At 42.7% G+C, this 13636-nt stretch carries 10 protein-coding genes and 1 pseudogene; 9 read left to right on the top strand and 2 right to left on the bottom strand.

Features of this window, described 5'->3' with window-relative positions; all coding sequences use genetic code 11:
- Window positions 1-15: 15 nt before the first annotated feature.
- From VIC_RS15230 to VIC_RS15220, 3 genes are all read left to right on the top strand, one after another.
- Entirely contained in the window at window positions 16-1545 is a 1530-nt protein-coding gene (locus VIC_RS15230; RefSeq protein ID WP_006960894.1) for a sensor domain-containing diguanylate cyclase, read from the top strand.
- 126 nt (window positions 1546-1671) lie between these two features.
- Window positions 1672-2370 (top strand): substrate-binding periplasmic protein, encoded by a 699-nt coding sequence (locus VIC_RS15225; protein ID WP_006960893.1) that lies wholly within the window; start codon window positions 1672-1674, stop codon window positions 2368-2370.
- Between the two features lie 191 nt (window positions 2371-2561).
- Window positions 2562-3533, top strand: coding sequence for a sensor domain-containing diguanylate cyclase (locus tag VIC_RS15220; protein WP_006960892.1), 972 nt, complete (start codon window positions 2562-2564; stop codon window positions 3531-3533).
- A gap of 255 nt (window positions 3534-3788) precedes the next feature.
- Here the strand turns inward: VIC_RS15220 and VIC_RS15215 are convergent, their stop codons facing one another.
- Window positions 3789-4241, bottom strand: a complete 453-nt coding sequence (locus VIC_RS15215; RefSeq protein ID WP_006960891.1) for a DUF302 domain-containing protein — start codon at window positions 4239-4241, stop codon at window positions 3789-3791.
- 167 nt (window positions 4242-4408) lie between these two features.
- Window positions 4409-4876: a GrpB family protein gene (locus tag VIC_RS15210; protein ID WP_039952017.1), complete on the bottom strand. Its 468-nt coding sequence runs from the start codon at window positions 4874-4876 to the stop codon at window positions 4409-4411.
- A 536-nt stretch (window positions 4877-5412) separates the two neighbouring features.
- On the opposite strand from VIC_RS15210, the gene VIC_RS15205 reads away from it, so the two are divergent.
- The 6 genes and pseudogenes from VIC_RS15205 to cqsA all read left to right on the top strand — a co-directional run bounded on the left by VIC_RS15205 (window position 5413) and on the right by cqsA (window position 13629).
- Window positions 5413-6897 carry a lytic polysaccharide monooxygenase gene (locus VIC_RS15205; RefSeq protein WP_006960889.1) on the top strand — a complete coding sequence of 495 codons (1485 nt, stop codon included), beginning with the start codon at window positions 5413-5415 and terminating at the stop codon, window positions 6895-6897.
- Window positions 6898-7310: 413 nt separating this feature from the next.
- Entirely contained in the window at window positions 7311-8255 is a 945-nt protein-coding gene (ylqF, locus tag VIC_RS15200) for a ribosome biogenesis GTPase YlqF (RefSeq protein WP_006960888.1), read from the top strand.
- A gap of 95 nt (window positions 8256-8350) precedes the next feature.
- Window positions 8351-9328: a CobW family GTP-binding protein gene (locus VIC_RS15195; RefSeq protein WP_006960887.1), complete on the top strand. Its 978-nt coding sequence runs from the start codon at window positions 8351-8353 to the stop codon at window positions 9326-9328.
- A gap of 407 nt (window positions 9329-9735) precedes the next feature.
- Window positions 9736-11138, top strand: a pseudogene (gene clcA / locus VIC_RS15190) (H(+)/Cl(-) exchange transporter ClcA).
- 118 nt (window positions 11139-11256) lie between these two features.
- Window positions 11257-12231: a TDT family transporter gene (locus VIC_RS15185; RefSeq protein ID WP_006960883.1), complete on the top strand. Its 975-nt coding sequence runs from the start codon at window positions 11257-11259 to the stop codon at window positions 12229-12231.
- Between the two features lie 216 nt (window positions 12232-12447).
- A complete protein-coding gene (gene cqsA, locus VIC_RS15180; protein ID WP_006960882.1) occupies window positions 12448-13629 on the top strand; it encodes an alpha-hydroxyketone-type quorum-sensing autoinducer synthase in 1182 nt (393 codons plus the stop codon).
- Window positions 13630-13636 lie beyond the last annotated feature (7 nt).

Raw genomic sequence — 13636 nt, 5'->3', positions numbered from 1 at the left:
GGTAGTCCGTTATTAGTGTATAAGTTAAAACACTTCAGTCTCAAACAGCTCACCATTCTGGTTTCTTTCTCTGTCGTTCTCCTGTTTCTAATGTTTTACTTTTCATTTAAAGCGTTATGGAGCCATGAGCTGGCGATTGAGGCGTCTAAGAAGAGACAACAGTTTGAAATAGAGCGCGTACAAACTGTCCTGAAAATGGAAGAGCTTGAACTGAGAGCATCTTTAGAAGATTACGCTGCTTGGACAACGCTGACGAAATTCGTTCAGCACCCCACGGAGGCGTTCATCAGGGACAGTATTGGACCACACGCATTCGAGTCCAAGCTTGTCGACGGCATGATCATTTTTGACAAGCAGCTACAAGTAAAATGGAGCGCTTTATATAAAGATGGCCAAGTCCACTCTGCACAGTTCATTGCGCTGAATGACCCTGCTGTCGTGAACAAACTTCTTGAACAATCGATCAATGCTTCGAGCGCTAAGGTATCTTCACACATCAAATATGCGGTTTATCAAAGTGAGCCTTATATGGTTGCATCCGCCAGAATTTGCTTGAGCGACGGCAAATCCTGCGATTTCGGTTACATCGTATTTATTCGTAAAATTCGCAAAGACTTTATCTCTGAAATTGAAGCTGCAACAGGTGTAGAGATCAACGTCCACCCATACAGTGAACATGACTCCCTACATGGCGCTTTGCCGATTGATGTCTCCGTCATTTACCGTGATGATTTCCTTGATGGCGATAACATTGCAATTGAAATTACTCACAACGAAAAGCTGCCAGATTTCCTGACTTTTTCAGAAGCAAGCGTACTGGCTTGTTTTTCTCTGGTAATGTTTGCTCTTAACTTGTCTGTAGTGTCCAAGCTGATCAAGCCACTGGGGCAGGCTCAAAAAGCCTTGCGCCAGTTTCAGAAATCCGGTGACAAACTGCCAAATGAAGCAACATTTATCTCAAAAGAAATGAAAAGCTTTGCCCGCGACATCAACAATTTAATCACCGAACTGGATGAAAAGCGCGAAATCCTCAAAAAGCAATCTATTGTCGACCCACTTACCGGTATTGCCAATCGTAGGCATCTATATGAAACAGCCCGTCATTTCATTGAGGAGCTGGGTTACAACCATATAGGTGTCATTCTGGTCGATGTCGATCACTTTAAACAATACAACGATAACTATGGTCATGTAGCTGGAGATCAAGCCTTGAGGCGTGTGGCTGAAGCATTGCGTGACGTCGAATCGCCATATGAACACTTAGTATGCCGTTACGGGGGGGAAGAGTTTTGCGTCATCCTCGCCAGCGACATAGAGCTCAATTTAGATGCTTACCTACAAATGCTGGTTGGAGCAATCAGCGAAATGGCACTTGAACACGCATATTCACCAACTCATCCGTTCATAACAGTGAGTGCTGGAGCAACATCAAAACGCATTACTTCATATGAACATCTAACAAGCTTGTTCCAGTTCGCGGACCAAGCACTTTATATGGTCAAACAAGATGGCAGAAACGGCTACCGAATCATTCTTGCCAATTAAGTTTCCTCAATAGGAAAAGTGGTTTTCCATATTCCACTAAACACCTAGACCAATACGCTCGAGGTTTACCATCTCCCTTAGATAGACTATACCAAGTGATATGTCCTGTGGAGAGTGGCCTCAATAATGCACATCCAAACTGCCAGAATCTTCTGGCTAGTTTTGTTCATCTATTCTATTCGGTCGGCCGTTGCCGAACCTGCTGTTATTGCTATAGGCGAAATTTATCAAAACCCTGAATTAAACAAGCTCGCTGGCTTTACTTTGAGAGAAGATCTCGAGTTTATATACCAAAAATCCGGTATTGAGGTCGATTTTGTTTATTTGCCTAATGCGAGAGCAATTCGTGCGGTTAGCCAAGGCCGTTATCAAGGACTAGATTTACGAATATCAAGGCTTGCGAAAGATGAGAACATGCTCAAAGTCGATGTTCCTCTCTATTACGTCAGTATTTTTATGTATGGCTTTGAAGGGCAATTTTACGAAGAGCTCAGTGAAGTGTCAGAAAAAGTACTCGTTTCACAATTGGGGATGAAGTTTACAGAGAAAATCTCAGACTACAAACAGCTCTACCTGGTTGAAAAGTCTGAACAGGCGGCATTAATGGTCAGTAAAGGGCGCGCTGATCTATGGCTCGCTCCTAAGGTGGTTTATGAAATTTTGAAGGGTCAGTTCCCTAATATCAAACCCGTTAGCAAGGAGATATTGCATGAGCCTCTTTATCATTATATTCACGTTTCCAATAAACATTTACTGCCACAATTGGAACAAGCCGTTAGAGAGCTCGTCGCCAGCCGCCCTAATCCAGAAATATCTCTCAGGTAAGCTAACCTACTGCTCGATCATCTAACTAAATTGACCATCGGTAAGATGTGGTTTCACAATGTAAGCGTGGTAATTGCAAATTTATCAACACCTAACCCCATGCAGCTATCAATACTTCTATAATTAAAGCTAAGCTTGGAGTCTATCTCTTGTTGATAAGAAGAAAATTGAAGTAAGGAGTCTGAAACTCAATGTCTGGTTATAAATACGGCTCATGCTATTACGGAAAAATTGAGGATGTTGACTGGGAGCGATGGCAGAAATTAGTGGATATGATTGCCCTATTATTTGACGCCCCCGCCGCATTTGTTACCCAGGCAACAACCAATGGCATTGAGGTATTAGTTGCTTCAGAGCAGGCCCCTTCGCAATATTGTCCAGGTGCTTATTCTGATAAAAATACCAATGTTTACTGTCATCAAGTCGTTCAGAGCAACCAGATGATGTATGTAGCGGATGCCAGTGAAGATGAAAAATGGTCTGATAACCCTGAGTATACAGAAGATCAATTTTCAAGCTATCTTGGATACCCCATTCAGTGGCCGGATGGGAATAGCTTTGGCACATTGTGCGTGATGGACCAACGGCCAACGGATTATTCCGATAAACTCATGACCGTACTTAGTTTTCTTAGAGACACCATCAACAGTGATTTGGCCTACCTGTATAAAGCTAATCAACTCAAAGTAGAAAGTCGTTTTGATGAACTAACAAAAGCTCTAAACCGCCGGGGCTTTACGGAGTCTTTTGAGCGTCATATCAGCCTTTCAAACTCATTCAACCGTTCGAGCATGTTAATGTATCTCGATATTGACGGGTTCAAAGCCATTAACGACCAATGGGGCCACTCTGTTGGAGACCAAATACTTAAAGATTTTGCTACCGCCCTTCTCAAGAGCGTCAGAAAGAGCGACTTAGTCGCCCGCTGGGGTGGTGATGAATTTGTCGTCTTACTCGATAGTGAACAAGAGGTGGATAAATCTCGCTTTGTTGAAAGGCTGGATGAAAGCCTTAAAACTTCATGTCAGGAGCATATCCCTCAGTACTCTATCGGTAGCGTAGAATTGGCTAGTGGTACAGATCCAAGCAAGTTGACAGACTTTCTCTGTAAAGCAGATGCCGCTATGTATGACAACAAGTCACTCAATAAAACGAAGCGTTAATCTTTGCTCCTAATGCATAAAACCCCAAAAAACTTATGTCTCTGGAGCTTTCATTAACAACTTACAAAGCTACTGCTTAAATTGTGCAACTAATTAGTGTTGTTTCGAAGATAACTGAGTCTGCTCCTGAGATGTAATACTTCTCTGATATTCAGACCTGAGAAGATGAATCAGCAGTTAGAACTACATTGCAAACGAAAACAAGCAGCTTAGTTTGCTGCTTGTTTGTCAATTATAACACCTACTACATATAGGCTATTGACTGGTTGTAGACTTTGATAAGCCACTCAATACATTAGTTACCTTGGTGATTACTTCGTCGCAGCCTTTAACATCGTGTCGCTGCTTAATGTAATTGGGATCATTGTAAGACAGCCAGACTTTCTGCTCTTCATCTTGAGTCACCAAAACCTTCTGCGGTAGGTCAATCGCAACACTCTGTGCGCACTGCATAAGTGGCGTGCCTACTTTCGGATTACCAAAAATGATCAGTTCAGTTGGTCTGAGATCTAGGCCCACACCTTGAGCATTAGCTTGATGATCAACTCGGGCAAAAATATTAAGTCCTTTCTTCTTAGCAATCGCTTCAAATCGATCTGCTGTTTCTTTTACAGAATACGGGCTCTCATACATGACAACACCCTGTGCAGCAATAACCGACATAGATGCAGACAGTAGAATGGCACCTAAAGAGGCAAACTTTAACATGTAGAATCTCCTGAAATGTTAATAGAGCCATCCCTTGAAGTCAGAAATTAGCTCACATCAAACGTTCATTCTGCCGTAGGCAGACAAAATACAACAAATTAAAAATGTTGTATGCTGAATCAACATCTTAAGTACACCGTCCCATTTACATTATGTTCTCAAATTGGTTACTTACTTAAGACTTGTTCGATGAATTCAGACTTAATCCTGCGGTAGTCTTCAGGTGAATAACCTTCGCAAGACTGTTTAAGTTTATTGTAACAATTAACTAAGTCAGGGCTTGAACGTAGTTGCTCCCTGAATTTAAGAAAACACTCATACTGAGAACCATTGGCAACGACTTGAAATGCGACATCTTCTGTCTCTGATTCGAGCATACATAATTCAGGGGTTCGCAAGGTATTTTGCTTTACCGAAAACCCTAACTTGTACAACTGTTGAACCGCCCCTTCCAATTCTCGTGGCTCAACTCCGACATAGATGTCCAGATCACCTTTTGATATGGCACCAGGGATTGCCGAAGAGCCGACATGCTCGACAACCGCATCAGGGAGCAACAAACTTATTCTTCTCTTATAAGTTTGAAATTGTGTATAACACAAATCCTGATACTCTTCTGGTAAATAAAACTTCATACTATCCTCAAGCAAATCAGTGAGCCTATTTGTAAGCTACGTTAGTACACTTAAAAACCATCAAGCAGAATAATTAATTAACACATATTCATTCACAAAATAAATCCTGATCAATTATATAATTACCAGTAAGCATAATAAATCAAAAACCAATAGCCATAAAAAATAAAACCAAATGTCATGCTAACGTCATCATCTCAGTTATAATGACATGATATATACAGTAACTTTATTTATTGAATCGGATTCACATATTAAAAACTTTTGCATTACGTTGTTTGAAACCTTAAAGAGGCCATTAAATATCTTTTACTTATCAGTAGATTAAGTTACATAGCAAAAATTAAGACAGATTTGTAAGAAGTTCGACAATTGCGATCTTAATTCATATAACGAATATTAAAACTTTCATAAAAATAATCTTGGCTTATCTTTCAACCGTTTCTAATAGAAATAAAAATAATAGGAAAACTCCAGTCAATAAATCAAAACTATTGATTGGGTATATTAATTATAAAACGGAATAGAGTAAGAAAATGACAGCGAATAAACACATTTTAAAACTTGCGGTAGGTAGCGCCTTGCTATCTGCCCTACCAGCCGATGTCTACGCACATGGTTGGTCTGAATATCCAAATGCTCGACAAAACATTTGTTACGAACAAGGCGGTATCTGGTCTGGCAGTCCACCCAACGCCGCTTGTTCAAATGCCAAAGACATTTCGGGATCTTACCCGTTCGTACAGCGAAACGAATACGCAAAGAACATTACCGACTTTAACAACCAGAGTGCAGTAAGAGCCGCTATTCCAGATGGCACTTTATGCTACGCAAACGATCCTCAGAAACGTGGCATGGGAGCCCCGCATACGGCCTGGACTCGTACAGAAATGAACACGGGTACATTCGAATATGTGTTTAATGCCACGGCACCGCACAATCCTTCTTTCTGGGAATTTTACTTAACCAAACCAAATGCTGACCTGTCTAAAGGGCTAGCTTGGGGCGATCTAGATTTGATTCAAGAAACGGGCAATGTACCTGTAGAGAACGGAAAATACCGAATCAACGTAACTATCCCATCTGATAGATCTGGAGACGCCATTCTCTTTGTACGTTGGCAACGAGATGATGCCGCGGGTGAAGGCTTCTACAACTGTTCTGATATTACGATTAAGAATGGTAACACTCCACCTCCTGAGCCAGCACCAGAACCAGATTTGCATCGTGGAGGGTCCTTTATCCCTAGTGGATTGGAAGCACCTGAAATTGGCGATGTAGTAAAATATGACATCATCAACAAGGATGGCGCGGTTGCGCGTAGCTTTGATATCAGAGTAGATTCAAACAACGTTGGTGACTGGGATCGTCTCCTTGCTTCTGAGATTAATGGTTGGCACGCAGAATTCAAAGATGGGGCTGTCTTTATCGGTGATTGGCATGAAGAAATGCAGCACTACATGTATTTCCAGAATGATCCGTCACGCAATTTCTTTAACTCTAAGGACAGCCGTGCTTCAGGGCTAATGACCGTTTCCCGAGACGACAATGGCAATGTTGATCCGTTAGCAGGACAACTCTATGAGCTATCCCAAAGTGATAATGTCATAAATGCGGGTGATAAAGTCGTCATCGTAACAGAAGAAAATGCAACGTTGACTCAAACTCAGGGCACGCCTGTACAGATTCAGAATAACGGCTCTTCTTCGATCATTATCGACACCCAGTCTATTACTCAGAATGAAACGTTAATTTTCTCAGCGAGCGCGACCAACAGCGATCGAACTGAGACCTTTACGTTTGAGGTGGTTGTTGATGATGGCGGTGTCACTCCTCCACCAACTCCAGAACCGGACCCAGATACAGGGAATGCTTGGAGCTCCTCAACGACTTACGTCGGCGGTGAAGTTGTGTCATATGCCGGTAAGGAGTGGAAAGCACAATGGTGGACACAAGGCGGTGATGATCCTGAAACGACATACAGTAAGGACAAATGGGGCGTTTGGCGACCAGCCAACTAATTCTCGTAGTGTTCATCCCATCATCTAAATTAGTTGATGGATTTCTATGAAATAGCCATCGCGTCTTTACAACGCGTTGGCTATTTTTTGCTTAGCTTCAAATGATCACCCCTTTGATCTTTTGAAGCCGATACACGCAGCGATAACGTCAGCCAAACCAATGGAGCTCACGCAACGATTGAAGTTCGACTCTTACCGGACATCACTAACTGGCTACAACGTAAACGATTGATGTGCTTAGTCGCTTTTCTCCTGCCCTTCGTTATGAGATTACTAAAGTCGGTGTTAATATTGCGCCCAAGTCAATCTGCCCTGCCTTATTGGGCTTCAAAAACTTGTGATAAGCGAACGCTTTGTTATGTTTAAAGTTGCACGGCAGATTAAACCATTAAATTAGAAGGCAATATTTTCAAATGGTTAACAATACAATTCAATGGTTTCCGGGCCACATGCACAAAGCCCGTAAAGAGATTGAAGAAGCGATCCCTCAAGTAGATGTCATTATTGAAGTATTGGATGCTCGCATTCCATTCAGTAGTGAAAACCCAATGATCTCTGAAATCCGTGGTGAAAAGCCAGTCGTTAAGGTACTGAATAAACGTGACCTTGCCGATCCAGAGTTAACTCAACTATGGATTGAACACTTCGAGAAAGAACACAATGTAAAAGCGATGGCGATTACGACTTCCAACACTCAGGAAGTTAACAAAATCCTCGAACTGTGCCGTAAACTTGCGCCACATCGTGAAGAGATTGGTAAGAATATTCGCACCATGATCATGGGTATTCCCAATGTGGGCAAATCAACCATTATCAATACTCTTGCAGGCCGTACTATCGCAGTTACTGGTAACCAGCCAGCCGTTACGCGTCGTCAACAACGTATCAACCTACAAAACGGTATTGTTTTATCGGATACTCCCGGCATTTTGTGGCCTAAAGTAGAAAACCCACACAGCGGATTCCGCCTCGCTGCAACCGGTGCCGTTAAAGACACGGCCATGGAATACGAAGAAGTGGCTTTCTATACAGTTGAGTACCTTGCAAAAGCGTACCCTGAGCGTTTGAAAGAGCGCTATCAGATCGAAGAAATGCCAGAAAGCGACATAGAACTAATGGAAGAGATTGGTCGTCGAAGAGGCGCGCTACGTTCTGGCGGACGAGTCGATCTGCATAAATGTTCGGAAATCTTACTTCACGAACTACGTAATGGTACCTTAGGTCAAATAACACTTGAGTTGCCAGAAATGATCACCAAAGAGTTGGTCGAAGTAGAGATCGAAGCGACACGCAAAGCTGAAGAGAAGGCCAAGAAAAAAGAAGAGCGTCGTAAACGCTACTTAAAGAACAAACGCTAACCACAAAAACGGCGGTATCTACCGCCGTTTTTTATTCTAGCTTCCACGCTAACCTTTGATATAGTCAAAGCATTGTTATCGACGAGTTTTGTACAATGAAAATCCCAACCAATATCATTACTGGTTTTCTGGGTACCGGAAAAACCACGACAATCCTAAACCTACTGAAAGAAAAACCTGCTGACGAAAATTGGGCAGTTCTGGTCAACGAATTTGGTGAAATTGGTATTGATGGCGCAATGCTGACAGGACAAGGCGCGATGATCAAAGAAGTGCCCGGTGGCTGCATGTGTTGTGCTGCTGGAGTCCCAACTTCCGTTGCTCTTACTGCTTTGCTTCGCACGCAACCCGACCGCCTGATTGTCGAACCTACTGGCTTGGGTCACGCCCACAAGATTCTCGCAACCTTAACCTCTGCTCAGTTTCGAGATTACATCGATCTTCGAGCCACCATCGGCTTAGTCGACCCACGTAACTTATCCAACCCTAAGTATCTGGAGAATCAGAACTTTAACGACCAACTCAATATCGCAGATATTGTGATTGGTAATAAAGTAGACGAATGTCATGTCAGTGACGTCGATGCGTTTAACGACTGGGTTTCTGACCAAAATCCACCCAAGATTTACAGTCAACTCGTCAAGCAAGGGCGTTTCCCTATCGAGCTTCTGGACAACCAGAGAAGGAATCCATCGGTTTCAACGGATATTGCACAGCACTATCATGAACATGCTGAGGCAGAACCTCAATTTGCGCTAGCGCCAGATCAGATAATGGTTCGCAAAGAAAACAAAGGCCAAGGTTACTTTAGTTGCGGCTGGTTATTTGGTGCAGAAGTCACGTTCAATTTTGATGACCTATTTTCTATGTTATCTGACTTAACTGCCGAACGTGTCAAAGGCGTGATGAACACCGATAGAGGCTGCTATGCGTTCAATGTAAGCCACGGTGTTGTCTCTGTTAATGAGATGTCATTAGAAGGCTTTGAAAGCCGTATGGAAGTCATCGATAGCCAACTTCTACCATGGGATCAATTGGAAAAGGTACTTAAGCAAATTGCTTCAATTGACTAGCACCCTATAAAAGACAAAAGGCGCACCATACAGTGCGCCCTATCCCTCGTTACTCAATCGTGAGTCTGCGAATCAGAACCGTCTGTTGATGCGTCCTGATCTTAATACGAGGATCTCGAAATGACTTGTTGAATCCATCCAAATTGTAGGTAAGGCAGAAAATCCTCCATGCGGGTCGGTTCAGATTGCCTTACCATTTAAATATGGTTCAAAACTCCCAAAGTGCAAGGGAATAAACGTGATCTCTTGCCAATTCTCAGGCTATTTGTCGATATCTCTGAATCTCCATATTTGAAAATCAATATTTCAATCTTGACGCTATAGTTAAGCCTATACCAGCGTATAATTCTTGCTAGAGACATCACCATTTCTAATAAGAAAATAGATAAAACGAGGTTGATCTTTTTATGACCAAAAGAGAGAAAATTAAGCAGTCCCTTTTAGCCAGTATGCCAAAGGATGCTATTAACCAGTTTCTCTCTAAAGATAAAACGCCCGTCTCTGTTCTCATGCTTTCTTTACTTGTCGGTATTCTTGCGGGCATCGTTGGAACCTTCTTCGAAATTGCGGTTCATTTTGTCTCTGAGACTCGGACTGACTGGCTCAAACAAGCGATTGGTAGCGCATTACCGCTGTGGCTCGCTGCATTTTTAATCAGTGCCGCATTGGCATTTGTTGGCTATTACCTCGTTCACCGTTTTGCTCCTGAAGCTGCGGGATCTGGCATTCCAGAAATAGAAGGCGCGATGGATGGCATACGCCCTGTTCGTTGGTGGCGTGTTCTACCTGTAAAGTTCTTCGGTGGTATGGGTGCACTAGGCTCAGGTATGGTTCTTGGACGTGAAGGGCCAACGGTTCAAATGGGGGGAGCCATTGGCCGCATGGTGACGGATCTCTTTCAGGTAAAAAATGATGATACCAAACACTCACTGCTTGCATCGGGTGCGGCAGGAGGTTTAGCTGCAGCGTTTAACGCTCCGTTAGCCGGCATCATGTTTGTAGTTGAAGAAATGCGCCCCCAATTTCGATACTCACTCATTTCTATTCGTGCGGTTATCATTTCAGCTATCTCCGCCAACATTGTCTTTCGTTACATTAATGGTCAAGACGCGGTTATCACTATGCCGCAATATCACCCGCCAGAGCTTGCCGCCTTATGGCTTTTCTTACTGTTAGGTGCGATGTTTGGCGTGTTTGGAGTCGTATTTAATCGCCTAGTTACCCTGTCTCAGGACTTGTTTGTCAAACTACATAAGAACGATCGTAGACGCTACCTGATCACCGGAAGCTGTATCGGCGGTTTTTTTGGTTTGATGCTGCTTTATCTACCGGGAAATAACCGGGCGGCGGCATTGGCTTAATCCCTACCATCACTAACGGTGGCTACGGAGCCACAGTGTTGCTGCTTTTGTTTGTTGCAAGAATTCTCACCACACTGATTTGTTTTGGCTCTGGAGCACCTGGTGGCATCTTCGCACCGATGTTGGCTTTAGGTACACTGTTTGGATATGCGTTTGGATTAATCGCCCATGGGTTGATGCCTGAACTGATGATTTCTCCGGGCATGTTCGCCATTGCAGGAATGGGGGCATTGTTCGCGGCTACCGTTCGCGCTCCAATTACGGGCATATTATTGGTGATCGAAATGACCAACAATTACTACCTGATATTGCCACTGATCATTACCTGTCTCGGCGCGGTTATTTTCGCTCAATTACTTGGAGGACAACCAATTTATAGCCAACTGTTACATCGAACATTAAAAAATGAGAAGTTGAGACAAGAAGACCTTCCTTGCGAGTCAAAATGACAATTGCACAGCAACCGATGAGCTTGATATGATCCCTTGCCCTAAATGATCGGTAGCACGGATTTGCTTACTCATTTAGTCCCCAATCATTTGTTTCAAGCTAGTCAGGATTAAGCCGTTGAACTGGAGACGCTTTACACAATTTCAGAGTGTACCACCATCACAAGCAGCATTAGCGCTAGGCATGATAGGACTGGGGCACGCATGGGCGTTATATATTCCTGACATTGGCGTTTTTATCCGCCCTTATCTTGCGGCAGGCGGTGCTATTCTGCTGCTACCAGTGCTAATAAAATACTTCAGCAGTTACTCCACTTTCATCAACGATATTAGACACCCACTGAGCGGCAGCTTGATGGCTCCCATGAGCATGGCATTGTTGATTTTGTGTGATTACCTCGCCGTGATCTCGCCCTTGATCGCCTACCCATTATGGTTTGCAGCGCTGTTGCTCCACATCACTATGATGGTGCTGTTTTTCTTCTTTCAGATCACACGTTTCAAAGTGTCGAATATTGTCCCTAGTTGGTTCTTGTATCCGGTGGGATTAATCAGTAGCTCGCTGGCAGGGACCAAGTTCGGTCATACGGTATTCTCTGAAACCTTAGTCAGCATTTGTATTACGATTTACTTCTTTATGCTGCCACTCGTGCTCTATAGGCTGATGTTTGAGGGCCGACTTCCACGTAGGGCAAGACCGACTCTGGCCATCATGGCGGCACCGATCAACCTATCGTTAGCGACCTATCTGGTTAATTTCCAAAAGCCAGACCCTATTCTTACCGGCGCTTTGGCTGGAATTGCTATCACCATGACGTTAACGATCTACCTCTGTTATTTCCGTCTAATGCGGCTTAAATTCCAACCTTCGATTGCGGCCGTCACCTTCCCTTCCGTCATTAGTGCGATCGCGATGCACCGCCTTACGAGTTTTTTCGAGCAATATCATCCACATTGGCACTGGCTTCACAAATTTGGATTTTTTGAGCTGAGTGTTGCTACCGGACTGGTAGCTTGGGTATTCGTTGGCTATATCAAAATGTACTGGCCAGAAATCTTTATCTCTTGCAAGAAAGGTAACTCTTATAAATAACACTACGTACCGAATAAATAATGGGGAAATATAATAATTAGCTTTAGTTAGGCTCGGGTCAGCGTAGGGAAAGAATTCATATACTATTATAGTTGATATTTTTATTTGTAACAGACCACAAAATAATAAATATTAGCACTCGAACTTATATCCATTTTGGTTCATATATCATTTTGTCAGCTGGCACATGGTTTTAACAAAAAGGATATATTTATCATGAATACGCTTAACCATTACCCTCCTTTGCCAGATTTTATTAATAATAAAATAAATTTCTATCTGGATGGCTTAATTAATACCAATAAGAACGGTAAGCATTTAGTTCTTGGAAAAAGGCCGCAAAGTGGCGACCTCGTTTTACAAAGTAATGATTACCTCGATTTATCCAATAACCCCGATATCATTGATCACCATATTAATTCTATTATGGCACGTAAAAATAGCCCATTTATGTCAGGTATATTTTTGCAGGATGAAAGCTCCAAGCCTGAAGTAGAAGAAAAACTCGCCAAGTATGTCGGGTTTCAATCTTGTTTACTTTCTCAATCTGGTTGGGCGGCCAATACTGCCTTGCTACAAACCATTTGTGACAGTGAAACAAATGTCTACATCGACTTTTTTGCTCATATGTCTTTATGGGAAGGTGCGCGTATCGCCGGAGCTAACATCCATCCCTTTATGCATAATAACGTCAAGCATTTGAATAAATTGATAAACAGACATGGCCCTGGAATCGTTCTTGTCGATTCGGTTTACAGTACCATAGGCACCATTGCCCCCTTAGTCGAGCTCGTGTTACTCGCGAAGGAATATGGCTGTGCGATATTAGTCGATGAATCACACTCCCTAGGTACACACGGTAAACATGGTGCTGGTTTGTTACAAAGCTTAAAACTAAGTCATCAAGTCGACTTTATGACCGCCAGTTTAGCAAAAACGTTTGCCTATCGAGCTGGTGCTATTTGGTGCAACAATCGCGCTAATGATTGTGTACCATTTGTGGCTTACCCCGCGATATTTAGCTCTACAATGTTACCACATGAGTTGGATAGGCTCGATAAGACACTGGATATAATAAAAGAACAAGATAAAGAAAGAGCTTACTTACAGGAGTTAAGCGAGTATTTAAAAACTAACCTAGCAAATATCGGGCTAACTATTCGAAGTCAATCGCAAATAATAGCGGTTGAAACGGGAGATGAACGTAACACCGAAAAAGTGAGAGACTTTTTTGAATCACAAGGAATATTTGGTGCGGTATTTTGTAGACCCGCAACGACACCTAATAAAAACATAATACGTTTTTCACTTAATAGCTCTACCACTAAAGAAGAAGTAAATAAAATCATTCGCGCTTGTCAGACGGCTTACGAACTTCCAGATATGTATTTTATTTAAATAAATT

Source organism: Vibrio coralliilyticus ATCC BAA-450 (assembly GCF_000176135.1).
GTDB lineage: Bacteria > Pseudomonadota > Gammaproteobacteria > Enterobacterales > Vibrionaceae > Vibrio > Vibrio coralliilyticus.
The sequence above is the reverse complement of the archived record's forward strand: the minus strand, read 5'-3'. Positions and strand labels throughout refer to the sequence as shown.